General features: G+C 61.3%; 19 protein-coding genes. 3 read left to right on the forward strand and 16 right to left on the reverse strand.

The features are described from left to right. Window positions 1-32: 32 nt before the first annotated feature. From ELX51_RS08680 to aspS, 11 genes are all read right to left on the reverse strand, one after another. Window positions 33-1,079, reverse strand: coding sequence for a Gfo/Idh/MocA family oxidoreductase (locus tag ELX51_RS08680; protein WP_127753146.1), 1,047 nt, complete (start codon window positions 1,077-1,079; stop codon window positions 33-35). A 48-nt stretch (window positions 1,080-1,127) separates the two neighbouring features. After that, a complete protein-coding gene (lpdA, locus tag ELX51_RS08685) occupies window positions 1,128-2,567 on the reverse strand; it encodes a dihydrolipoyl dehydrogenase (protein ID WP_127753147.1) in 1,440 nt (479 codons plus the stop codon). A gap of 30 nt (window positions 2,568-2,597) precedes the next feature. Further along, window positions 2,598-3,248: an SGNH/GDSL hydrolase family protein gene (locus ELX51_RS08690; protein WP_127755223.1), complete on the reverse strand. Its 651-nt coding sequence runs from the start codon at window positions 3,246-3,248 to the stop codon at window positions 2,598-2,600. A 5-nt stretch (window positions 3,249-3,253) separates the two neighbouring features. Further along, window positions 3,254-4,645 (reverse strand): pyruvate dehydrogenase complex dihydrolipoamide acetyltransferase, encoded by a 1,392-nt coding sequence (locus ELX51_RS08695; RefSeq protein ID WP_127753148.1) that lies wholly within the window; start codon window positions 4,643-4,645, stop codon window positions 3,254-3,256. A gap of 11 nt (window positions 4,646-4,656) precedes the next feature. Continuing rightward, window positions 4,657-6,054 (reverse strand): pyruvate dehydrogenase complex E1 component subunit beta, encoded by a 1,398-nt coding sequence (locus ELX51_RS08700; RefSeq protein WP_127753149.1) that lies wholly within the window; start codon window positions 6,052-6,054, stop codon window positions 4,657-4,659. After that, window positions 6,055-6,405 (reverse strand): hypothetical protein, encoded by a 351-nt coding sequence (locus ELX51_RS08705; protein WP_127753150.1) that lies wholly within the window; start codon window positions 6,403-6,405, stop codon window positions 6,055-6,057. 7 nt (window positions 6,406-6,412) lie between these two features. Next, window positions 6,413-7,408, reverse strand: a complete 996-nt coding sequence (gene pdhA / locus ELX51_RS08710) for a pyruvate dehydrogenase (acetyl-transferring) E1 component subunit alpha (RefSeq protein WP_248305332.1) — start codon at window positions 7,406-7,408, stop codon at window positions 6,413-6,415. 138 nt (window positions 7,409-7,546) lie between these two features. Beyond that, window positions 7,547-7,945, reverse strand: coding sequence for a septum formation initiator family protein (locus tag ELX51_RS08715; RefSeq protein WP_127753152.1), 399 nt, complete (start codon window positions 7,943-7,945; stop codon window positions 7,547-7,549). Between the two features lie 167 nt (window positions 7,946-8,112). Next, window positions 8,113-10,407, reverse strand: coding sequence for an NADP-dependent malic enzyme (locus ELX51_RS08720; RefSeq protein ID WP_282567575.1), 2,295 nt, complete (start codon window positions 10,405-10,407; stop codon window positions 8,113-8,115). Between the two features lie 109 nt (window positions 10,408-10,516). Further along, window positions 10,517-12,091: an EAL domain-containing protein gene (locus ELX51_RS08725; RefSeq protein WP_127753153.1), complete on the reverse strand. Its 1,575-nt coding sequence runs from the start codon at window positions 12,089-12,091 to the stop codon at window positions 10,517-10,519. Between the two features lie 136 nt (window positions 12,092-12,227). Beyond that, the gene (gene aspS, locus ELX51_RS08730) at window positions 12,228-14,006 is read right to left on the reverse strand and encodes an aspartate--tRNA ligase (RefSeq protein WP_127753154.1); all 1,779 of its coding nucleotides are present in this window, start codon (window positions 14,004-14,006) and stop codon (window positions 12,228-12,230) included. Window positions 14,007-14,194: 188 nt separating this feature from the next. Here aspS and rnd point away from each other — a divergent pair, with 188 nt between their 5' ends. After that, window positions 14,195-15,367, forward strand: a complete 1,173-nt coding sequence (rnd, locus tag ELX51_RS08735; RefSeq protein WP_127753155.1) for a ribonuclease D — start codon at window positions 14,195-14,197, stop codon at window positions 15,365-15,367. On the opposite strand, the gene ELX51_RS08740 is transcribed toward rnd, so the two are convergent. Genes ELX51_RS08740 through ELX51_RS08755 form a run of 4 tightly spaced genes read right to left on the reverse strand, consistent with a single transcriptional unit; the run spans window position 15,368 to window position 20,891 of the window. Next, complete coding sequence (locus tag ELX51_RS08740; protein ID WP_127753156.1) at window positions 15,368-16,906, reverse strand: Ppx/GppA phosphatase family protein; 1,539 nt, start codon at window positions 16,904-16,906, stop codon at window positions 15,368-15,370. Beyond that, a complete protein-coding gene (locus ELX51_RS08745; protein WP_248305291.1) occupies window positions 16,903-19,074 on the reverse strand; it encodes an RNA degradosome polyphosphate kinase in 2,172 nt (723 codons plus the stop codon). Before ELX51_RS08745 ends, ELX51_RS08740 begins: the two co-directional genes overlap by 4 nt. Beyond that, entirely contained in the window at window positions 19,067-19,822 is a 756-nt protein-coding gene (locus ELX51_RS08750) for a hypothetical protein (protein ID WP_127753158.1), read from the reverse strand. Before ELX51_RS08750 ends, ELX51_RS08745 begins: the two co-directional genes overlap by 8 nt. Further along, a complete protein-coding gene (locus ELX51_RS08755) occupies window positions 19,800-20,891 on the reverse strand; it encodes an AI-2E family transporter (RefSeq protein ID WP_127753159.1) in 1,092 nt (363 codons plus the stop codon). Before ELX51_RS08755 ends, ELX51_RS08750 begins: the two co-directional genes overlap by 23 nt. 134 nt (window positions 20,892-21,025) lie before the next feature. Between ELX51_RS08755 and purM the strand changes: the two genes are divergently transcribed. Both purM and purN read left to right on the forward strand, forming a co-directional pair. Continuing rightward, entirely contained in the window at window positions 21,026-22,102 is a 1,077-nt protein-coding gene (gene purM, locus ELX51_RS08760) for a phosphoribosylformylglycinamidine cyclo-ligase (RefSeq protein WP_127753160.1), read from the forward strand. Continuing rightward, on the forward strand, window positions 22,099-22,713 hold the full coding sequence (gene purN, locus ELX51_RS08765; RefSeq protein ID WP_127753161.1) for a phosphoribosylglycinamide formyltransferase: 615 nt from the start codon (window positions 22,099-22,101) through the stop codon (window positions 22,711-22,713). The genes purM and purN overlap by 4 nt, the downstream gene beginning before the upstream one ends. Here the strand turns inward: purN and ELX51_RS08770 are convergent. Further along, window positions 22,691-23,602: a 5'-methylthioadenosine/S-adenosylhomocysteine nucleosidase gene (locus ELX51_RS08770; protein ID WP_127753162.1), complete on the reverse strand. Its 912-nt coding sequence runs from the start codon at window positions 23,600-23,602 to the stop codon at window positions 22,691-22,693. The genes purN and ELX51_RS08770 overlap by 23 nt on opposite strands. Window positions 23,603-23,688: the final 86 nt, after the last annotated feature.

A 23,688-nucleotide genomic window follows, 5' to 3' on the forward strand; every position in this document is an offset into this window, starting at 1 on the left:
CAACCCAGCCTCTCGTTGCATGACGGAGAAGTTCAAACCCTCTCCATCACCTCGGCGATTTCGACCCACTCCCCATCGCGAAATGCCGAAAGGATCGTCGCCTGGACGAGGGCTAGGGAATAAAGGTTGTCCTCGCCCGAACTGAAGCGAGCCGGGACCGACCCGGTCTCGATCACCTTGGCGACCGCGGCTAGGGTTCCCCTGCGGTCGGGGTATTCCACCGGCGCCAGTTCAACCTGCTTGGGCTGAGCATCACGCTCGCGGGTTTGCAGCCGATCCGGACCCGCCTTGCCCATGAAGTGATCCCGCGAGGTCCACCAGATTTCGCCTTCCGAGCAGTCGATGGTCCATTCCCCGGCCCAGGGCGTGGCCGGACCATTGCTCATCCAGGAGCCCCGATAAGAGACAATCACGCCCTTCTCGAACTCTATTGTCGCAACGCCTGTCGGGTGATGCCCAAAGGGGCTGCCCGCCGGGTTCCAGGTGCGGCAGGACACGCGCTTGGGATTGTCGTTGAGCACCATGCGCATCAGGTCAAAATGGTGGATCGACATATCAGCAAGCAGCGGATCGGGCATGTCCCAATAGCGGTAGCCCTGGGACGGCGCATGCCGGCGGAAGTCGATGGAAACCAGATTGATTGGCCCGAACTTTTGCGCGCCGATCATTTCCGCGGCGGCGATCGGAGCTGGCTGGAAGCGGTAGTTCTGGCTGACCATCAAGATACGGTTGCGCGCTTTGGCGAGCGCCACCAACTCCTTGGCCTGCGCGATAGTTGAGGCAAAGGGCTTTTCGACGATGACGTTGAAATCGAGTTCAAGCGCCTGCTTGACCACCGGATAGTGTGCTTCGGTGCGCAAGGTGGCGATCACCAGATCCGCTTCAACGCTGCGGGCAGCTTCTTCGAGGCTCAGAAAGCATTTGTTCTGGGGGACACCCAGTTCAGCCTGGACGCGCGCAATCGCCTCGGGATTGGCATCCACATAGGCCACCATCTCGACCGTGGGGACCTGGGGAATAACTTCCTTGGTCCAGTCAAAGCCCCAGAACCCGAGGCCGACCTGAATGGCTTTGACCATCTGGCTTGTTCCCTGTGTTTGTCCGCAGCGCGCTCGGTGCCGGCGCGACTAGACGTTCAACGCCCGCCCATAGGCATCCAGCACGCTTTCCTTCATCGTCTCGCTCAGCGTAGGGTGCGGGAAGATGGTGTGGATCAGCTCTTCCTCGGTGGTTTCGAGGTTCATGGCGATCACAAAGCCCTGGATCAATTCGGTCACTTCAGCCCCGATCATGTGGGCACCGAGCAACTCGCCGGTCTTGGCGTCGAAGATGGTTTTGACGAGGCCATCGGGTTCGCCCAGCGCAATGGCCTTGCCATTGCCCACGAATGGGAAGCGCCCAACCTTGATCTCGCGGCCGCTTTCCTTGGCCTTGGCTTCGGTAAGACCCACGCTGGCCACCTGCGGCTCGCAATAGGTGCAACCCGGGACCTTTAGCTTTTCCAACGGATGCGCATGCATACCGGCGATCTTTTCCACGGTGATCACCGCTTCATGCTCGGCTTTGTGCGCCAGCATGGGCGGACCGGCGACATCGCCGATGGCCCAGATACCGTCCACATTGGTCTTGCCGAAGCTATCGATCACGATGGCGCCGCGCTCGGTTTTCACACCAACGGTCTCAAGCCCGATATTCTCGATATTGCACTGCACACCGATGGCCGAGATCAGCTTTTCGCCACGGATCTCCTGCTTTTCGCCGCCCTTGAGCTCGACATGAGCAACAATGCCGTCCGCTGTCTTGTCGACCTTGGCCACCTTGGCTTCGGTCAGGATCTTGATGCCGCGCTTTTCCAGGCGCTTGCGCGCAAGGCCCGAGATCTCGACATCTTCCACCGGCAGGATCTGCGGCAGCAACTCGATAATCGTCACTTCCGCCCCCATGGAGCGGTAGAAGGATGCAAACTCGACGCCAATCGCGCCCGAGCCCATCACCACCAGCGACTTGGGCATGCTCGCAGGTTTCATGGCTTCGAAATAGGTCCAGATGCGTTCCCCATCTGGCTCGATGCCGGGAAGCACGCGCGGACGGGCACCGGTAGCGATAATGATGTTCTTGGCCTTGTAGGTCCCCTCGCCCAGCGCATTCTTGGGCACCGGGCCCTGCGGCTGCACGATCGCCTTCTTGGTCGGCGCGACACGCACTTCGCCCGGCTTGGTGATGACGGCTTCGCCCCAGATGATGTCGACCTTGTTCTTCTTCATCAGGAACTGCACGCCGTTGTTCATCTGCGCCGCAATTGCGCGCGAACGCTTGACGATGGCATCCATGTCAAAGCCGTAGTCATTGGCCTTGAGCCCGTAATTGCTGGCATGCTCCATATGGCCATAGACCTCGGCCGTGCGCAGCAGAGCCTTGGTGGGGATGCAGCCCCAGTTGGAACAGATGCCGGCCATGTGCTCGCGCTCGACAATGGCAACTTTCATGCCCAGCTGTGCCCCGCGAATGGCGGCCACATAGCCACCAGGGCCGGCGCCGATCACGAGTAGGTCGTATTGGTCAGCCATTTTGGCCTCCGAATGGTCGATAGAAGCGGCTCAAAGAGCCAGCATGGATGCGACGACAGGCGCAAGGCCCTCGCCGATTGCGCGGGTATTGGCCGCGTCCAGATGAATGCCGTCCAGCGGATCAGGCGTGGCAACGGTGCTGGCGTCAAAAAAGCCGGTGTTCAATTCCTGCGCCCGACGCTGGTAGTGCGCTGCGAACTCGCCCGATTCACGCACCGCATGCTCGACGCCGCCAAAGCTCCGGATCATGTCGGCATTGTCGGTGGCGCAGGCGAGCGGGGGCGCCACCAGCAAGATTTGTGGTACTGGCTCGTTGAGCATGGCGAAGTGACCACGCGTGAGCTGCACCAGGCGACGCATGCCAAAGGATGCGGTCAGCGCGCTGCCGCACACTGCCGGCTTCAGATCATTGGTGCCCAGCATGATAATCACGAGATCAAGCGGAGCATGGCTCGCGAGCAGCGTCGGCAGGATGCGGGCGCCATTGCGATCGGCGTCAGCGGTCCAGTCGTCAAAGGCCGTGGTGCGACCACCGAGGCCCTCGGCGATCACCCGCACCTGACCGCCTAGGCCAGCCTCAAGGACGCTGGGCCAGCGGTTCTCAAAGGCATGGCGCGGGCCGCCAATGAGCGGGTTGGCGCCATAGGTCAGGCTATCGCCATAAGCCAGGATGGTTTTCATCGCGCTCACGCCAGCATCATCACGGGAGTTTCGATCAGGCCCTTGAACACGCCCAGGAGTTCTGCGCCCAGGGCACCGTCGACGGCGCGGTGATCGCAGGAGAGCGTAACCGTCATGAACTGGCCGGTCTTGACCTGACCCTTTTCGGCATAAACGCGCTCTTCGCCGGCACCAACCGCCAGGATCGTGCCATGGGGAGGGTTGATCACCGCCGCGAAGTGCTTGATGCCGTACATGCCCATATTGGACACCGAAGTGGCGCCGCCCTGATACTCATGCGGGGCCAGCTTCTTGTTGCGGGCTCGCGTCGCGAGATCCTTGACCTCCTCGGAGATCTGACGGAGCGACTTGGTGTCGGCTGACTTAACGACTGGCGTGAACAGCCCGCCGGGCACCGCCACGGCGACCGCAACGTCGGAGCGCTTGTGATAGAGAATGGAGTCGCCCGCCCAGGTGGCGTTTGCCGCTGGCACGCGCTGCAGGGCCAAGGCCCAAGCCTTCATCACGAAGTCATTGACAGAAAGCTTGAACTCGGGCTTGCCGTCCTTTGATTTTGGCGCACCGGCATTGATCTGCTCGCGCGCTTCCATCAGCGCGTCGATCCGGCAATCAAGCGTCAGGTAGAAGTGCGGAATGGTCTGCTTGGACTCGGTGAGGCGCTGGGCCACCACCTTGCGCATGCCGTCGTTCGGCACGATCTCGTAGCTGCCTTCCTCGTACATGGCCATGACCTGGCTCTTGCTGAGGCCTGCGGGAGCGGCGGCGCCAGCGGTCGATGCCGGTGCTGCAGCGGCGGCCGGAGCCGTCTTGGGCTGAGTTTTGCCGGAGCGAAGCGCTTCGATATCGGCCTTGATCACGCGGCCCTTGGGGCCGGAGCCCGCAACGGTCGCGAGATCAATGCCCCTTTCACGCGCCAGGCGCCGGGCAAGCGGCGACGCGAACACCTTACCATTGCCGTTGTTGGCCGAGGGTGCCGCTGTTGCTGGCGCCGGCGCCTGCGGCTGAGCGTCCACCGGTGCCGTCGAAGTCGTCGAGGTGCCCTTGTCATACATCAGCGTGCCGGCATCGCCCTTGGCCGGCCCCTCGGCAGCAGGTGGTGCTTCCGCTTTCGGCGGTGCAGCAGGAGCGGGAGCGGATGTAGCATCGGCGCTTTCGCCTTCCTGCAGCAGCACGGCGATAACGGCATTGACCTTCACGCCGTCGGTGCCTTCGGCCACAAGGATCTTGCCGATCTTGCCCTCGTCCACGGCCTCCACTTCCATGGTGGCCTTGTCGGTCTCGATTTCGGCGATCACGTCACCGGAGGAAACGGTGTCGCCTTCCTTGACGTGCCATTTGGCAAGCTTGCCCTCTTCCATCGTGGGAGAGAGCGCCGGCATGGTGATATCGATCGGCATCGGAACTCTCCTTAGGAGCGGTAGGTCACGGCATTAACAGCCGCGATCACTTCATCGACATTGGGCAGCGCCAGCTTCTCGAGATTGGCGGCATAAGGCATCGGCACGTCCTTGCCCGTCACGCGCACCACCGGCGCATCAAGGTAGTCGAATGCCTGCTCCATGACGCGGGCCGAAAGTTCGGCACCAATGCCGCCCTGCGGCCAGCCTTCTTCCACCGTCACCAGGCGACCGGTCTTCTTGACCGATTCAATAACTGTATCGCTATCCATCGGGCGCAGCGTACGCAGGTCGATCAGTTCCACATCAACGCCAGCGGCGACCAGCTTCTCGGTTGCCTGCGTGGCGTAGCGCATGCCCATGGAGAAGGACACGATCGTTACATCAGCACCCTTGCGGGCGATGCGGGCCTTGCCGATGGGCAGCAGGAAATCGTCCATCTTGGGCACAAGGCCGCTCGAGCCGTAGAGAATCTCGTTCTCGAGGAAGATCACGGGATTGGGCGAGCGGATCGCGGACTTGAGCAGACCTTTGGCATCGGCGGCACTATAGGGCGCCACGACGGTCAGGCCCGGAACATGGCTGTACCATGCCGAAAAGTCCTGGCTGTGCTGGGCGCCCACGCGCGCTGCCGGACCATTGGGGCCGCGGAACACCATGGGCGCATTAACCTGGCCGCCCGACATATAAAGCTGCTTGGCGGCGGAGTTGATGATCTGGTCAATCGCCTGCATGGCGAAGTTGAAGGTCATGAACTCGACAATCGGCTTGAGGCCGGCGAAAGCGGCGCCGACTGCCAGCCCAGCAAACCCGTGCTCGGTGATCGGCGTGTCAACGACGCGCTCGGGACCGAACTCTTCGAGCAGGTTCTGGGTGATTTTGTAGGCACCCTGGTACTGGGCGACTTCCTCGCCAATGATGAAGACGTCCTTGTCGCGCCGCAACTCCTCGGCCATGGCCTCGTTGAGTGCCTGGCGGACCGTCATCTCAACCATCTCAACGCCTTCAGGCAGGTCGGGATCGCTCTGAGCGGCAAACTTGGGTGCTTCGGCAGCGCCTGGTGCTTTGGCTTCAGCCGGAACCGAGGTGGTCTCGGCAACGGGTGACTGGCCCTGAGGATCGGACGATGAAGCCTGGGCAGCGTTTTCCTTGGCTTCGCCAAGTTCTTCGTCTTCGCCCAGGACCAGGGCAATGGGCGTGTTGACCTTAACGCCTTCAGTGCCTTCCTCGATCATCAGCGACTGAACGGTGCCGCTATCAACAGCTTCCACTTCCATGGTCGCCTTGTCGGTCTCGATTTCGGCCAGAACGTCGCCGGGCGAGACTTTGTCGCCGACCTTCACGAGCCACTTGGAAAGCTTGCCTTCTTCCATGGTCGGAGAAAGTGCAGGCATGAGAATTTGAGGCATTTAGCTCTCCAGCGAAAGCGCAGCGGGCCCAATGGCCGGCAGGCTGGCAAGGGAAAAAGACAGGGCAGCTATTCCGGTGGGGACAGCGCGTGTGTTCGCCGCCCAACTACTCAGCATCAAGCCCAGAACAACAAAGACCAAAAAGGCAATCACGGCACGCTTATACACCCGATGCGGCAGGGCTCGAGCCCCGCCACGCACTTCGAGCGCACTGAACTTCCACCATCCGAAGGGGAACAGTGACGCCAGCCCGGGCTGGGCGGCGAGCCGCACCATTGCCATTGCCTGCACCACTGCAACGATCAGTGTCAGCAGCGCAAACAAGGCAACAACGCCCAGAAGGATGCTCATCCGAGCCTCAGGCCGAAACGGTGACGTCGGTCCAGAGCTCGGCGGCATCCGGCTCGGGATCATTGGTCGCAAAATCGGCGGCCTCGCTGACGATGGCGCGAATTTCGCTCTCCAGTGTCTTGAGCGTTTCTTCCGTTGCCAAGCCGCCTTCCAGCAGGCGAGCACGGACCTGCTCGATGGGATCACGCTCCTGGCGGTACTTGGTGACCTCGTCCTTGCTGCGGTACTTCGCGGGATCCGACATCGAGTGGCCGCGATAGCGGTAGGTCAGCATTTCGAGGATGTAGGGCCCCTTCCCCGAGCGGGCATGCTCGATGGCGCGCTTGGCTGCATCGTAAACCAGCCGCACATCCATGCCATCCACCTGCTCGCCGGGGATGTCGAAGCTCAGGCCGCGCTTGGAAAGGTTCGTGGTGGCGGCAGCCCGTTCAAGCGAGGTGCCCATTGCGTATTTGTTGTTCTCGATGATGAACACCACCGGCAGGTTCCAGAGCTTGGCCATATTGAAGCTCTCATAGACCTGACCCTGATTGGCGGCGCCGTCGCCGAAATAGGCAAGGCTCACCGAATTATCGCCCCGGTACTTGGCAGCAAATGCCAGGCCAGCACCCAGTGACACCTGGGCGCCCACAATCCCGTTGCCACCGTAAAAGCGGTGCTCGTTGGAGAACATGTGCATCGAGCCGCCCTTGCCCTTAGACAAGCCCCCGCGGCGCCCGGTGAGCTCGGCCATGACACCCTTAGGGTCCAGCCCCATGACCAGCATGTGGCCGTGATCACGATAGCCGGTGATCTGCGCGTCCTTGCCCTTTTCGCTGGCCATGGTTACGCCGGTGACGACCGCTTCTTGGCCGATGTAAAGGTGGCAGAAGCCGCCGATCAGGCCCATGCCATACATCTGGCCGGCCTTTTCCTCGAAACGCCGGATCAACAGCATCTCGCGAAAGGCCTCGAGCTCCTGTTCTGCGCTGAACTGGGGAACATTGGATTGCGTCGTTGCCATGCCGGCTACACCCTTACGCGCCATATCAAGCGCTCCGCTATGAGGGGAAAAACACGCTTGGCCAAGTTGGCCACAGAACCGCAAGTTAACGCAAGCGGCCACGCTACGGCAAGCCCGCCAGGCTGCCGCCGGCACAGGCTACAAGGTTGTTTCTGCGTTCAAAATTCCGTTTAACCTATCCTCGGTTATTTCGTCGAATGAACCGGATAGTGGTTTACCTGTGCGCGGATCCACCATCACGATGATGTCCGCTTCGTTCGCCATGTTCAGCATTGCACGGGCGCGCTCAGTGACCAGGTCTGGGTCCAGGCGGCGCGTGTCCATAAGGGTCGCGCGGTGCTTATAGGCGTCGATTTCAGCCTGCAAAGCGGAGGATGTGTTCTTCAGGACGTCGATGTCGGCCAAGATCTGTGCGCGGCTTTCGATGCCGAACTGCCCTCCAATGGCAGAAAAGCCCAGATAGCCCTGGAACGCGAGCAACGCTGCGGTCAGGCCAAGTGGGCGCCAGAATGGGGGTCGCTTGAGACGAGTCGGCATAAGGGCCAGCTGCTGTTGAACGGCACGATCATGCGCCAGCAGGGCTTAATGACAGGTTGCGATGCCGGTGCAATTCCAAGGTGCGATGGGCCAGCGAGGGGAGCACCTCGCCCCCTCGCTAACCGTCGGCCTACAATCTTCCCCGCTGACTTGTTTCGACGGCGGAACTACTGATCCGATTCCGTCATCCCAATCGCCTCGGTCGCCGCGATCGCGGCCATATTCACGATACCGCGGCTGGTGGTCGAAGGCGCCAGAATATGGGCGGGTGCCTTGGGCCCCATCAGGATGGGTCCAACGGAAAGCGCATTGTTCATTTCCTTGAGCAGCGTCATCGACAGATTGGCGGCGTCGAGATTGGGGAAGATCAACAGGTTGGCTTCCCCACGCAGGATCGTGTCGGGGATATAGCGTTCGCGCAACTCCTCATTGAGCGCCAGATCCCCCTGCATTTCGCCTTCAACGATCATCTCGGGCGCGACGGCCTTGAGCTTCTGGTAAGCCGCCCGCATTTTGAAGGCGCTGTCGCCGTCACGCGAGCCGAAGTTTGAATAGCTGAGCAGCGCTACTCGCGCTTCGATATTAAAGCGCTTGAGGTGATTGCGAGCCTGGAGAGCAATCCCTACGATCTCGTCAGGTGTTGGGTCCATGTTGACATAGGTGTCAGCCAGGAAGAATGCGCCGCGTGGCATGATCAGCATGGAGAGAGCCGAAACATCGCTCACCCCGTCCTGCAGGCCAATTACCGAACGGATGTCGCGGACATGCTTGATAAACCGACCCTGCAAACCACAGATCAGTGCGTCCGCCTCGCCCCGCTGGACTGCCAGTGCCCCGATCACCGTGGTGTTGGTGCGCACCACCTGACGGGCGGTGTCCGGCGTCACCCCGTCGCGACCCACCAGCGAATGGAAGAGCGAAACATAGTCGCGATAGCGCGGATCGTCTTCGGGGTTGATCACCTCGAAATCGTCCCCGGGTCGAAGATTGAGGCCGAAGCGCTCGATGCGTGCTTCGATCACGGCCGGGCGCCCGATCAGAATGGGGCGCGCGATCCGGTCTTCCAGCAGCACCTGGGTAGCCCGCAAAACGCGTTCGTCCTCGCCGTCGGCAAAAGCAATGCGTTTGTTCTGGCCCTGGGCCCGATCAATGATCGGCTTCATTACGAGGCCGGAGCGGAACACAAAGCGATTGAGGCTATCGCGATAGGCTCCAAAGTCTTCGATAGGCCGCTTGGCCACGCCCGAATCCATTGCGGCGCGCGCGACAGCCGGGGCAATGCGCAGGATCAGGCGCTGATCGAATGGGTTGGGAATAATGTGCTCAGGACCATACACGGCCGGCGCACCCGAAGGCGATACTTCGAGCCCCGGCTCATGGGCGAGCTTGGCAATGGCACGCACCGCCGCAAGCTTCATTTCCTCGTTGATGGTTGTCGCGCCCACGTCCAGCGCACCCCGGAAGATGAACGGGAAGCACAGCACGTTGTTGACTTGGTTGGGGTAGTCCGACCGGCCGGTGCAGACCATAGCATCGGGACGCGTAGCTTTTGCCACCTCGGGCATGATCTCGGGATTGGGATTAGCCAGCGCCAGGATCAAGGGCTTGGGCGCCATCTTCTCGAGCATCTCTGGGCGAAGCGCCCCAGCGGCGGAGAGCCCCAGGAACACGTCGGCGCCGTCGATGACTTCAGCCAGGCTTGTGGCGTCGCTGACGCGCCGGAATTGACCGCGCCACTTGTCGTTGACGTCGTTGCGCTTGTGGGTGACGAGGCCGTCCTTGTCCGCAACCCAGATGTTCTCGTGCTTGGCGCCGAGCGCCACCAGCACATTGAGGCAGGCAATGGCCGCGGCCCCTGCCCCCGAGGTGCAGATCTTGACGTCCTCGATGCGCTTGCCAGCCAGTTCAAGGCCGTTGAGCACCGCAGCACCCACAATGATGGCAGTGCCGTGCTGGTCGTCGTGGAACACCGGAATGGGCATGCGCTCGCGCAGGGTTTCCTCGATCTCAAAGCAATCGGGCGCGCGGATGTCTTCGAGGTTGATGCCACCAAAGGTGGGCCACAGCGGCGCCACGGCCTCGATGAACTTGCCCGGATTGATCTCGTCGATCTCGAGGTCAAAGACGTCGATGCCGGCGAACTTTTTGAACAGGACCGCCTTGCCTTCCATCACCGGCTTGGAAGCGAGTGCGCCGATATTGCCCAGGCCCAGCACTGCTGTGCCGTTGGAAATCACCGCCACGAGGTTCTGCCGGGAGGTATAGCGCGAGACCGCGTCGGGGTTCTGCGCGATTTCCTCGCAAGGCGCCGCAACGCCAGGAGAATAAGCGAGTGCCAGATCGCGCTGGTTGCCTAGGGGCTTGGTGGGCTGAATCTCAAGCTTGCCCGGCTTGGGATATTCGTGGAAGTGAAGTGCCGCTTCGCGCAAGGCGCGACGCTGCTCGTTGATGTCCGTCGACAATCCCGTCTCCTCCGAGGTGGATTCCCGGCCATCGGGGCCGGCTGGCGCGTTCGTGCCACCATTCAGCGCACTTGAAAAGGGCGAATGACCCCGATTACGCTTAAGCACCCTATGCGGCGTCGGCAACGAGGCCGGGTGTCCTGCTTGGCGGGATGGTCGCCTGGTGCAGGGCGAGGGCGAGTTCCTTGAATGCTTCGGCGCGCAGGGCTGGCGAAAAGATGAAACCCTGCGCCTGCAGCACGCCGTGGGCGCGAAGGTAGAGGGCCTGGGCCTCCGTCTCGACGCCCTCGGCCACAATCTCGCACTCAAGGTCGCGAGCCATGGCGATCAAGCCGTCCAGTACGGGCACATTGGTGGTTCCCGGTTTGATCATGTCGATAAAGACGCGGTCGATCTTGATGACATCGACGCCCAGCGTCTGCAGATAAGCCAGATTGGAGTGTCCGGTGCCGGCGTCGTCCATGGCCAGGCGAGCGCCAAGGGCATGCAGCCCGGCAATAACGCTATGGGCCTGCTGGGAATTGCCGAGCGGTTTGCGCTCAGTGATTTCGAACACCAATTGCCGGAAATCGACGGCTGATCCCCCAAAAATCGCTTGGACATCTTCAACGATGGAGCCGTCGCGGAAATGTCCTTCAAACAGATTGATGGAGATCTTGAGCTCGGGCATGAGGGTGCAAAGCTCCCCGAGGTCGTATTTGACCTGCTGCATCAGCGACAAGGTCATGGGAATGGCCAAGCCCGAGGATTCGGCATAATCGATGAAGGCGCCAGGGGAAACGATCTCTCCGCTGCGCTTTTGCCAGCGGCACAGCACCTCGCAGCCGACCAGTTCGCCGGTCCGCAAATTGATCACCGGCTGGTAACATGGCCGCATTTCGCCTCGCGCGATTGCCCGCTCAAGCTCGAAGCCCGATACGCGCGAATGCCGCACCGAGTGGATGGCGAGGATCAAAAAGGCCGCGCTCATCAGGCAGGCAATGACGGTAAAGCTGACATCCAGATCGGCATAACCCGCCCGCACGGTCGCGAACGGCACTGCCGACTCAACCTTGATCGGCAATTGGCCGGCAAACCCCTGGCTGAAGATGAACTGGTCAGCGGATGCGCGCCCCTCGAACGGCTTGGGATCACCGATGGTCGCAACGGGGTTACCATCAGCCAGCAGGACCCGGATCATGCCGCCGGCAGGAATGGCCCGTTCGAGCCCTTCAGTCGTGGCTCCGATCAACGGCACAAAGACCGAGACGATGCGCTCGGACCCGGAAGAACGGCTGATCTGGAGGGCCGGCAGGGCAATATCGCCCATGCTCACCACGCGTATGGTTTCGCCCTCCTCGCCTGTCGGTAGGGCTGCGGACAAGGGCGAATAGCGGACGGTCCGACCGAAGGCCGCGCAGTACTGAACCGCGTCGCTGTTCTCGACCAGCACCTGCTTAAGGCTGAAGCTTGCTTCAATGGCGCGCTCGATGCTGGCCAGGAAAGTCGGGGTGCAGGTCGAGCGGTTTTCCGCAGAAATGCGATCGAGACTAGCGAGTGCGTCGGCTACCCCGGTCTCGATGGAGCGGGTCACCGCCGCAACGGAACGGCCCGCTATGTCGGTCTCTTTCACCCGGACATAGGCATCCAGCAGATGGTCCACCGCTGCGATGGGCACAAAGGCCAGCATCGCACCAAGCAACATGAGTATATGGGGGTATTTCGTTCTCAAGGCGCGCCCGGCCCAAACTGGAGAGCCTTGAATATCAAGCCGCGCTTAATGGCTACTTAAGTCCAGCGCCGATAGCCGGGCAGTCTTGCGACTGCCCGGGGGAATGTCTTTATTTTTCCTGCACGTTGAGACGGATGCCGAGCTCGCGCAGCTGCTTGGCCGAAGCTGGGCTTGGCGCGCTCATCAGCAGATCTTCAGCCTGCTGGTTCATCGGGAACGCGGTGATCTCGCGCAGGTTCTGCGCGCCGCAGATCAGCATCACGATCCGGTCTACGCCAGCGGCCATGCCACCGTGAGGCGGCGCACCATACTGGAAGGCGCGATACAGCCCGCCAAAGCGATCTTCCACGTCCTGGCGCGAAAGTCCCACCAGCTCGAAGGCCTTGACCATAGTCTCCGGTTCCTGGTTCCGGATGGAGCCGGACGCGATTTCGTAGCCGTTGCAGACCGCATCATACTGGTAGGCCTTGAGCGACAGCGGATCGGGCCCGTTAAGCCCTTCAAGCCCCCCCTGCGGCATGGAGAAGGGGTTGTGGGCGAAGTCGAGTTTCTTTTCTTCCTCGCTCCATTCATAGAACGGAAAGTCCACAATCCAGCACAGGGCAAACTGCTCAGTGTCAAGGAGGTTAAGCTCGGTGCCGACCCGCGTGCGCGCTTCGCCAGCAAAGCGATACATCTTCTCTGGGCGACCCAGCACAAAGAACACAGCGTCGCCGTCCGCGAGGCCCAACTGGGTCCGGATAGCCGCTGTGCGTTCCTCGCCGATATTCTTGGCCACCGGGCCCGAGCCCTGACCGTCCTTGAAGAAGATGTAGCCCAAACCGGGCTGACCCTGGCTTTGCGCCCAGGCGTTCATGCGATCGCAAAACGCGCGCGAGCCGCCGGTCGGCGCCGGGATGGCCCAGACCTCAACCTGGGGATCGGCTTCGATCTGGCCGGCAAAGACCTTGAAGCCCGATCCGGCGAAGTGCTCGGTGACGGACTGCATCTCAATGGGGTTGCGCAGATCGGGCTTGTCGGAGCCGTATTTGCGCAGCGCCACATCATAAGGGATGCGGGGGAATTTCTCAGTCACGCGCTTGCCGTCAGCAAACTCGGTGAAGATGCCGCGCAGCACGGGCTCCATCGTGTCCCAGACATCTTCCTGGGTCACAAAGCTCATCTCGAGGTCGAGCTGATAAAACTCGCCAGGCAAGCGATCCGCGCGCGGATCCTCGTCGCGGAAGCAAGGCGCGATCTGGAAGTAGCGATCAAAGCCGGCCACCATCAGCAGCTGCTTGTACTGCTGGGGCGCCTGGGGCAAGGCGAAGAACTTGCCGGGGTGAATGCGGCTGGGCACCAGGAAATCGCGCGCGCCCTCGGGCGAGGAGGCGGTCAGGATGGGGGTCGAGAACTCGGTGAAGCCGATCCCCTCCATGGTGCGGCGCATATAGGAGATCACCTTGGTGCGCTTGACGATATTGGCGTGCAAGGTTTCACGGCGCAGATCGATGAAGCGATAGCGCAGCCGAACATCTTCTGGGTAGTCGGGTTCGCCGAAGACCGGCAGCGGCAGTTCGCGCGCGGCGGAAAGCACTTCAATCTCGCGAATGAACACCTCGATATCGCCCGTGGGCAGATTCGGGTTCACGGCTGCGCCGTCGCGCAACTTAACTTCCCCGTCAATGCGGATCACCCACTCTGCGCGGACCTTCTCCGCGTCGGCAAAGGCCGGAGAATCAGGATCGATGACACATTGGGTGAGCCCGTAATGGTCGCGCAGATCGATAAACAGCAAGCCGCCGTGATCACGCACCCGATGCACCCACCCGCTCAGGCGCACCGTGTCGCCGGCCTGTTGCGCAGTCAGGGCACCGCAATTGTGCGAACGATAGCGATGTGTGGTCATAGCAAACTCTGAAAAACTGGCCGGAAATTGGGGGGGAAAAGCGCATGGGCGCGGTTCGATGTCAAGAAGCACCGCCCGCCGTTCCGCGGATGGCTTCGCGGGGAGAACTCTGCGGTCGCATTCAGGTATGGAGTGGGCTAGGCTCACCTGCTAGAAACAATCGTGACTATTTCAAGACGGACCTCGGTATGAACCTTGTAGTTTCCACAGGCGTGCTGGCCGCTTTTTGCGAGCGGGCCGCCAAGTTCGATTTCGTCACTGTTGACACCGAGTTCCTGCGAGAGACTACTTACTGGCCGAAGCTGTGCCTTATTCAGGCCGCTACGGACGATGAAGCGGTTTTGATCGATCCACTGGCGGCTGACCTTGATCTGTCTCCTTTTTTCGAGCTGTTGGCCAACCCCGACGTTATCAAGGTCTTCCATGCTGCCCGGCAAGACATTGAGATTTTCGTCAAGCTGACCGGCAAGGTCCCCAACAACATTTTCGACACGCAGATTGCGGCCAGCGTCTGCGGCTTTGGCGACTCTGTGTCCTATGACAACCTGGTGCGCTCGATCACCAATATCGAATTGGACAAGTCTTCCCGCTTCACCGACTGGGCAGCGCGTCCCCTGAGCGAGAAACAACAGGTATACGCGCTGGCCGATGTGACACATCTGCGTGACGTTTATCGCGAGCTGCGCAAGCAGGTTGATGCCACTGGCCGCTGGGACTGGGTCGAGGACGAACTCGGGGTGCTGCGCAGCATCGACACCTATGTCGTTCAGCCTGAGCACGCCTGGGAACGGCTCAAGATGAAGATCAACCGGCCGCGCGACCTCGCTGCGTTGCAGCGCCTGGCGGCGTGGCGGGAACGCCGGGCGCAGGATAGCGACCAGCCACGCAGCCGTGTTCTCAAGGACGATATGCTGTTTGATCTGGCCATGCAGCGTCCACTGACGCCAGACGCGTTTGAAAAGCTGCGCACGGTCCCACGCGGGTTTGGCCGGAGCGCGACCGCAGCTGAATTGATGGCGTTGCTCAAGGAAGTGGAAGCTCTGCCCAAGGCAGAGCTGCCTGCTGTGGCCGAACGCTACCGGGGCCCCTCTCCTAAAGGCGCTGTGGGCGATCTGATCCGGGTGCTGCTGAAATCAGTGGCCGACGAGCACGGCGTCGCCGCGCGGATCATCGCCACCTCAGACGAGATCGACGCCCTGGTGTTGGACGACGATGCCGATGTGCCGGCCCTCAAGGGTTGGCGGCGCAAACTGTTTGGTGAAAAGGCGCTCGACATCAAGCATGGGCGGATCGGCCTCGTGGCGACCAACAAGGGCGTGCGGGAAATCGTGGTGCGGCCGCGCGCTGCTGCCGCCGAATAGCTATTGGACGCGCACGCGTGAGGTCTTGAACTCGGTCAGGCCGACAAACTGCTCAAAGCGGTTGCGCAGGTGTTCGGCATCCAGAAAGGCGAGGTCGCGCGGCAACACCAGCTGCAATTCATTGCCGTCAGCAGCCAGGCCGATGCGCTGCAGGATGCCCGGCATCGCCGCAGTAATCGGGTAAGCCACCCGGAACAAGGCTCCAATCAATCGGGCCCGTGCGGTGCCTTCGGGCGATGCCAAGCCAAGCAGTGGCTGCGTGATGCCCTTGGTCTTGAGCCCGTTATATCGAACCGCGATAACCATGGCGAGGAACGCCCGCCCAGGATGGTCCACACCAGTCAAGCCCCCAAAGGCCACTGCATCTATGCTTTGCGAGCCCCGGTAGTCCGGATGAGCCCGCCAGCCGATATCGGCAAGAAGGCACGAGACGATCCGTAACCGCTTGTCAGTCTCGGTTTCTACGGTGCCGCTTACCGCGAAGAACTGGTCCGTGAACTCCATCAGGTCATTGGCATGGGACGGGGACCGCGACCGCAGCACGGATAGCTCTTCGGCGCCTTGAATCAGCGGATCAAGCGCACGCTCACGATTGTCGAGCATACCAAATAGATAGCCCTCGCGCACACCCAGCGCCGAAAACACGACTTCGTTGAACTCACCGGCCTTTAGGACCTCACTGATCACGGCTGCGCCAAAGGGCACAAGCTCACGGCGGGAGGAACTGGCATTCTCGGCACCCGGATAGTGCTTGAGCGAGCCGTGCTCGACAATATCGGTGCACAGCTTGATCATGTCGTCCGCCGGCACCTTGTAGTGCTGCACCATCTGCAGGGGATAGTCGCGTTGGACCTGATGCAGCTTGGCCAGCGTTCGCCAGGTGCCACCAATGGCAGCAAAGCTCCCGCCGGGCTTCTGCTGGGCAAGCGCGGATTTCCTCAGGCGATCACGGACAAGAGCTGCCGCCTTGGTGGGCGAGCCGTCGCTGTCGTCCTGCAGGCGGATCACGCCAAGCTCGAACGACTCGCCTTCCCGGTCGGAGCCATCGATGATGCGCGACAGCTCAAGGCTGCCGCCCCCCAGATCGCCTACAATGCCGTCAAAATCTGGAATGCCTGCGACCACACCAAGGCCGGCGAAATGGGCTTCCTGCTCACCCGTCAGCACTTGCACAGGACTGTCGATGATGGCTTCAACGGCGGTGACGAATGCCTCCCGGTTCGCCGCATCGCGCACGGCAGATGTTGCGAGCACATAGACCTTGCCAACTCGCATCATGCGCGTGACCAGGGCAAAGCGTTTGATTGCCTCCAACGCCTGGGCGACATTGGCGTCAGCCAGGCGCCCCGACTTGGCAATGCCACGGCCGAGAGCGCAGGAGGCCTTTTCATTGTAGAGCGGCGTCAAGGCGCGGGCGTGACGTTCATAAACAACGAGTCGTACGGAGTTGGACCCGATGTCGAGCACTGCTACTGGCCGAGCGCCCTTGATCCTCCCCTGAGCGGTGGGATCGGCATCTACGCCCCAAAACTGGTTCAATCAAAATCCTCGTCGCCATCTTCCCGCCCCGCCGTGCCGCGACCCGACAACGATGGATTGGTCATGAAATAGTCGTGCGCGTTGAACGGTTCCTCGCCTTCTGCAAGGCGGATGCGGTGCGAACTGCCATCCGGCAGCACTTCCCAGCTCTGCTGGTTGTCGCGCATATAGGCAACGAGGATCCGGTCGACGATCTGCTTATGCACCGTCTGGTTGAGGATCGGCACCATGACTTCGACCCGGCCATCGAGGTTGCGCTGCATCAGGTCCGCCGAAGAAATATAGACCTTGGCGCGCGAGGACGGGATCGCTTCACCATTGCCAAAGCAGTAGATGCGGCTGTGCTCGAGAAAGCGGCCAACCACCGATTTTACCCGGATATTTTCCGAAAAACCGGGGATGCCCGGCCGTAAGCAACAAATCCCGCGAACGACCAGATCGATCTTCACCCCGGCCTGGCTTGCGTCATAGAGCGCGTCGATGATCTCGGGGTCCACCAGCGAGTTCATCTTGAGCAGAATGCTCGCGGGCTGCCCCGCCTGCGCGAATTCCACTTCCCGATTGATGTTGTCGAGCAAGGTTTGCCGCAAATTGACGGGCGAAACCGCGATGGTTTCCAGTTCCGTCGGCCTTGCGTAACCGGTGATGAAGTTGAACACCCGGGCCACGTCGCGCGTCACGGCAGGATCGATCGTGAAATAGCTGAGGTCGGTGTAAACCTTGGCGGTGATCGGATGGTAGTTGCCGGTGCCGATATGGCAGTAGCTGACGAGCTTGCCCTTTTCACGGCGCACCACCTGGCTCATTTTGGCGTGAGTCTTGAGCTCGATAAAGCCGAACACCACCTGGGCCCCTGCCCGCTCCAGGTCGCGCGCCCAGCGGATATTAGCTTCTTCATCAAAGCGTGCCTTCAGTTCCACAAGGCACGTCACCGACTTGCCCGCTTCCGCCGCCATCACCAATGCCTTGATGATCGGACTATCGGCAGAGGTCCGGTAAAGAGTCTGCTTGATGGCGACCACTTCGGGGTCTCGCGCCGCCTGCATCAAGAACTGCGCAACCACATCGAAGCTCTCGAATGGGTGGTGGACCAAGATGTCCTTGGCGCGGATCGCGGCGAAGCTGTCGCCGTTGTAGTCGCGGATACGTTCGGGAAAGCGCGCGAGATAAGGGGTGAATTTGAGGTCGGGGCGGTTGATGTCACAAATCTTGCGAGCATCGGCGAGCCCGAGAAACCCCTGAACTTCAAAGATTTCGCTGTCCTTGACGCCGAGTTGCTCGCTGATCTGGCGCTTGAGCGCGCGGGGCATGGTTCGCTCTATTTCCAGCCGGATCACCAGACCGCGGCGGCGTTGGCGTAGCGCCGACTCGAATTCAACCACCAGATCGGCCGCTTCGTCGTCGATTTCGATCTCACTGTCCCGCACCAGCCTGAAGGCGCCGGAGCCGACAACTTCATGGCCAGGGAACATCTTGTGAAAGAACAGCTTGACCAACGTGTCGATCGTCACGACCTCGCTGCGCCCATCCGATACCAGCCCCGTAGGCAGGTTGATGAAGCGATCAAGATTGCTGGGAATGCGCACCAGGGCTGTCAGCGGCACTTCGCTGTTGGGCCGCCGCAGCTCAAAGGCGAGCGCGAGCCCCAAATTGGGAATGAACGGGAACGGGTGGGCCGGATCGACCGCGATCGGGGTCAGAACCGGGAAGATTTCTTCGCGGAACAGCTTGGCGAGATAATTGACCTGTTCGCTGCTCAGGTCATTGGTTTCATGGATTACCACGTTCTGCTCGAACAACTCTTCGCGCAAGCTTTGCCAATGATCCTGCTGTTCGAGCTGAAGGTGCTGGGCCAACGTGGAAATCTCGTCCAGCTGTTCGCTCGGCGACAAACCGTCAGCGCTTTGTTTGACGAGGCCAGCCCGCAACTGGCCCTTGAGACCTGCAACGCGGACCATGAAGAATTCATCGAGGTTGTTGGCTGAAATTGAGACGAAGCGCAGCCGTTCCAGCAGCGGATGGGCGGTGTTAGCGGCCTCTTCAAGCACGCGCATATTGAACTGGAGCCAGCTGACTTCGCGGTTGACGAACCGGGCCGGGCTTTTGCGCAGAGCTTCGGCTTCGGGCACGGCGGCGTCTGCTTCCCCAATCTGACCGATTTCATTCATCTTCCGGCCCACCCCAGTCCAATTCATCGCTCCCGGCGCCTTGTGCCACCAACCGGCGATCGAGAGCCTCGGCAGCAACGCTGCGGGTGATGGCTGTACCCTTGGCGAGAGCCAGGCGATCCATCAACTCCACTAGACTAACGGCCTCGGCAGCCGATCTTTCCATGCGCGCCACGATAAAGGAAATCACCTTTGGCTCGACCACGATCTGTCGGTCACCAAACAGTTTCACCAACATCTGTGACAGCTGGATGTCATCGGTCAACTCCAGCGTAAATGCCGCAGCACGCCGCGCTCGGGAGCGGACATCGTCGGTTGCCAGCGGCCAGTGGGCGACTCCCTCGCGTGCCGTCAGCAAAAGCGGGCGGCTGTCGCGTAAGGACTGGTTGAGGAGGTGAAACAAGGCGGCCTCAGGATAGCCGCGGCTGTCGACATCCTCGACTATCACCGGCTGCCGGCCGCCATCGCTGGCGAGACGCGCCAGGTCATCAGCTCCGGCAAACACCGCCCCGCTCCTTTCGGCAAAGATGCGCGCCAGGTGTGACTTGCCCGACTTGGCTGGACCGACCAGCAGCGTCACTGGGTCGGCCCAATCGGGAAAGCTCATGATCCGGCCATGCGCCAGTTCGTTGCCGTCCCCTACCAGGAAGTCCTCTAGGCCATGGGATGGCGTATGCCCCAGATCCAGTGTCAGCTGCGCACCGGTATCGGGGATTTCGTCGTCCTCAGACAACATCGGCATCGCCATCGATGCTGCCTGCTTCGCCCTGGTAGAGAGCGCTTTCACGATATTTCCGCACGCCATAGCGCACCAGCACGCTACCGATCGCGGCCATCGGCACGGCCAGCAGCAGGCCAACAAAGCCGAACAAAGCACCCAGGGCGAGCAGCGCGAACATCATCCAGACCGGGTTGATGTTGATCGTAGAGCCGACAAGCTTGGGATAGAGAATGTTGCCTTCAACAAACTGGCCGACCATGTAGATCATGAAGATGATAACGATGAACCACCAGTCAGGCCAGAATTGGACGATGGCGATGCCCATCGAGAGCACAAAGCCAATGGCGAAGCCCACAAACGGAACGAAGCTGAACAGGCCACCGATCAGCCCGATCGCGAGGCCGAAGTTCAGCCCCACAAGGCTGAGTGCGGTCGCGTAAAAGGCGGCCAGGATGAGCACTACGCTGCCCTGCCCGCGAATGGCGCCACCCATGGCGCTGTCGATGTCGCGCAGGATGCCCTGGATTTCGCCCTTGTGGTCGCGCGGCAGCAGGCTTTCCAGCCCGCGCACCATGCCTTCCCAGTCGAGCAGCAGATAAAAGCACACGACCGGAGTGAAGATGATGATACCCACGGCGCTGATCAGTGTCGCGCCGCTTGAAAGCACTTCCCCGGTGAGGACACCCACAAGGCCCACCATGCGACCCATCAGGTCCGTCATGGTGGCTTCCACCTGCGCCGCGCGCTCAGGTCCAAGCCATGCATTGAGCTCAGGCGCCCATTTACGCGCCAATGCTTCCAACTCAGCCGCATAGCCCGGCAGGCGCTGCACCAGCCCGCCAACCTGCTGCGCGACGAGCGGCACCAGCATGAATATCAGGCCCAGAAGTATGGCCACGACTGTAGCCAGCACCAGCGCCGTCGCCCAAGCGCGGTTGAAGTGCCATTTCTGCAGTTGGTTTACGATTGGGTTGAGCAGATAGGCCAGCGCAGCCCCGACAACGAAGGGCAGCAGGATGCCCCGGAACAACCAGAGCAACAGGATCAGCACGACGAATGATCCGATCCAGATCAGCACTTGATTTCGCAGTGTCATTGACTGGACCGGCCCTTGCGTCGGTTGGGTGGAGAAGCTATCAGGCCCTCTACCGGCCCCCTCCGGAAATGGCAACTGCCCTGGTCTCTAGCCTGCGGCATTGCGCACGGTTTCCCCAATTGGCACTGAGGCCCATGTCCGACCCCCAAAACCTGCCACCAAACGGTCTTTCATACAAGCAGGCCGGCGTCGACATCGATGCGGGCAACGCCCTTGTCGATGCGATCAAGCCCGCCGTACGCTCCACGCGGCGGGCGGGCGCCGATGGCGAGATCGGTGGGTTTGGGGGCCTGTTCGACCTCAAGGCCGCTGGCTTCACCGACCCCGTCCTGGTGGCGGCCAATGATGGCGTCGGCACCAAGCTGCGGATCGCCATTGAAGCTGGCAAGCACGACAGCATCGGCATCGATCTTGTTGCGATGTGCGTCAACGACATCGTCGTTCAGGGCGCCGAGCCGTTGTTCTTTCTGGATTACTTCGCCACCGGCGCGCTTGATGTTGAGCAGGGAACCGCGATCGTTGAGGGGATCGCCGAGGGTTGCCGCCAAGCCGGCTGTGCCCTGATCGGCGGGGAAACCGCGGAAATGCCGGGCATGTACCACGGCAAGGACTATGATCTGGCCGGCTTTGCCGTGGGCGCTGCCGAACGCGGGACCCTGCTGCCGCGAGCCGATCTCGCGCCAGGCGATACGCTCGTTGCGATAGCCTCCTCGGGCGTGCACTCGAACGGTTATTCGCTGGTGCGCAAGATCGTGGAGCTCTCGGGCAATGACTGGTTCATGGATGCGCCATTTGCGCCCGGCCAGTCTCTGGCCGACGCCCTGCTCACCCCTACCCGCATCTATGTGAAGCCCATCCTCGCGGCGCTGAAAGCCGGGATCGGCATCAAGGCCCTGGCCCATATCACTGGCGGCGGCTTTATCGACAATATCCCCCGCGTCTTGCCCGATCATCTGGCGGCGCATGTGAATCTCGGAGCCATTACCGTGCCCAAGGTTTTTGGCTGGCTGGCCCATACGGGCGGTCTCGCTGAAGCCGAAATGCTGCGCACCTTCAACTGCGGCGTTGGCATGCTGATCGCGGTTGGCACAGACGAGGCCGCCAACCTGGTGGAGCACCTCAACGATGCTGGGGAAACGGCAGCAATCGTTGGCGAACTCGTGCAACGCACCGGCGAGGCGGTGACCTTCGAGGGCAGGCTCTCGCTGTGAGCCGCACGCGCACTGCCATTTTGATCTCGGGCCGTGGCTCCAACATGGCGGCGCTGATCGAGGCGGCAAAGGCCCCCGACTACCCCGCCGAAATTGTCGGCGTGGTCTCTAATCGGGCCGCTGCTGAAGGACTGGCCCTTGCTGCGGCTGAAGGGATCGCGACGGCGAGCCTTGCACAAAGCAAGTTTCCGAGCCGGGACATGTTCGAGGACGTTCTGACCCAGGTCCTTGAAAGCTGGGACACCGAACTGGTTTGCCTTGCTGGCTTCATGCGCGTCTTGGGCGAAGATTTTGTCAATCGCTGGCAGGGGCGCCTGATCAACATCCATCCTTCCCTGCTGCCGCTCTACAAGGGGTTGGACACGCATGCCCGGGCACTAGCCGATGGCGCGACCCGCCATGGCTGCACCGTTCATTTTGTCACCCCGGGCTTGGACGAAGGACCCGCCATCCTGCAAGCTGAAGTGCCGGTGCTGCCGGGCGATACGCCCGACAGCCTTGCCGCGCGGGTGCTTGTCGAAGAGCACCGGCTTTATCCAGAGGCGGTGCGGCAGCTCGCCTCTGGAGAGTTCGGATCCTTGGGCAGCCTTACTCCGGCAGTGCTGCAATGAAGGCGGTTACGACGGCAGCCGAATTGTTGGACGCCAAGCCCATGAAGGTGCCCATCTGGTTTTCGCCTTCGCCGCCACCCGCCAGATCTGACAGCGAGCGGAACGCGATGAAGGGCACATCATTGGCATAGGCCACATGCGCTACGGCGGCGCTTTCCATGTCGAGCACCTGCGCCTCGAAGGTCCCAAAGGCATATTCACGCAGTTCTGCATTGTCCACAAAGGCCGCGCCCGAAACGCCATTGCCACCAACATGAATGCTCGGCGTGGTGGTGAGGCAGGCGTTTTCTGCCGAACAATCCTCCAGCTTGATCTCAGCTGCAACCTTCTCGGCGACCGCCAACAGCTCCGCATCGGCGGCAAACCAGAACTTCTCCTCGGGCTTGCCACCCTCGCGGGCGATATCCACGGTCTGCGGGAACATCATGCCGAATGAGGGATGGGGCGCGTCCATGAATGAGGGCGGCGTGAACTTCCCATCCACTTCGCGCGCCATGATGACCTCGAGATACTGGCCCCACTGCGCCGGCACAATCACATCCCCGATATGGCGCTCGGGATTAACGCCACCCGCTATGCCGGAAAACACGATGCTTTCGATGTTGAAGTGGTCCAGCGCCAGCTGCGAGGTCATCGCCGCATTGACCATGCTGACCCCGGTCAAGAACAGCACCACCGGCTTGCCCTCAATCACCCCGGTTGCAAAGGTGGTGCCATTGACCGTGTAATCCTTGCGTTCGCTGAGGGCTTCCTGCAGCGCAATCCATTCGGGGCCAAAGGCCGACATCACCGCAATGCGCGGCGTGGTATCCAGAGTTTCCGCCGCCAGGACCGCGGGCGCGGCGGTGGCGAGCAGAAGAGCAGAAACGGCAAGACCAAGTTTGTGCATAAGAGCCCTCAGAAGTTTACCGGTGAAGGCTAGCAGCCCCCTCAACGCATGCAACTGCAATGGCGCATAGGAGCCATCCGCTCATC

The sequence above is a fragment of the Devosia sp. 1566 genome (assembly GCF_004005995.1).
Classification (GTDB): Bacteria; Pseudomonadota; Alphaproteobacteria; order Rhizobiales; family Devosiaceae; genus Devosia.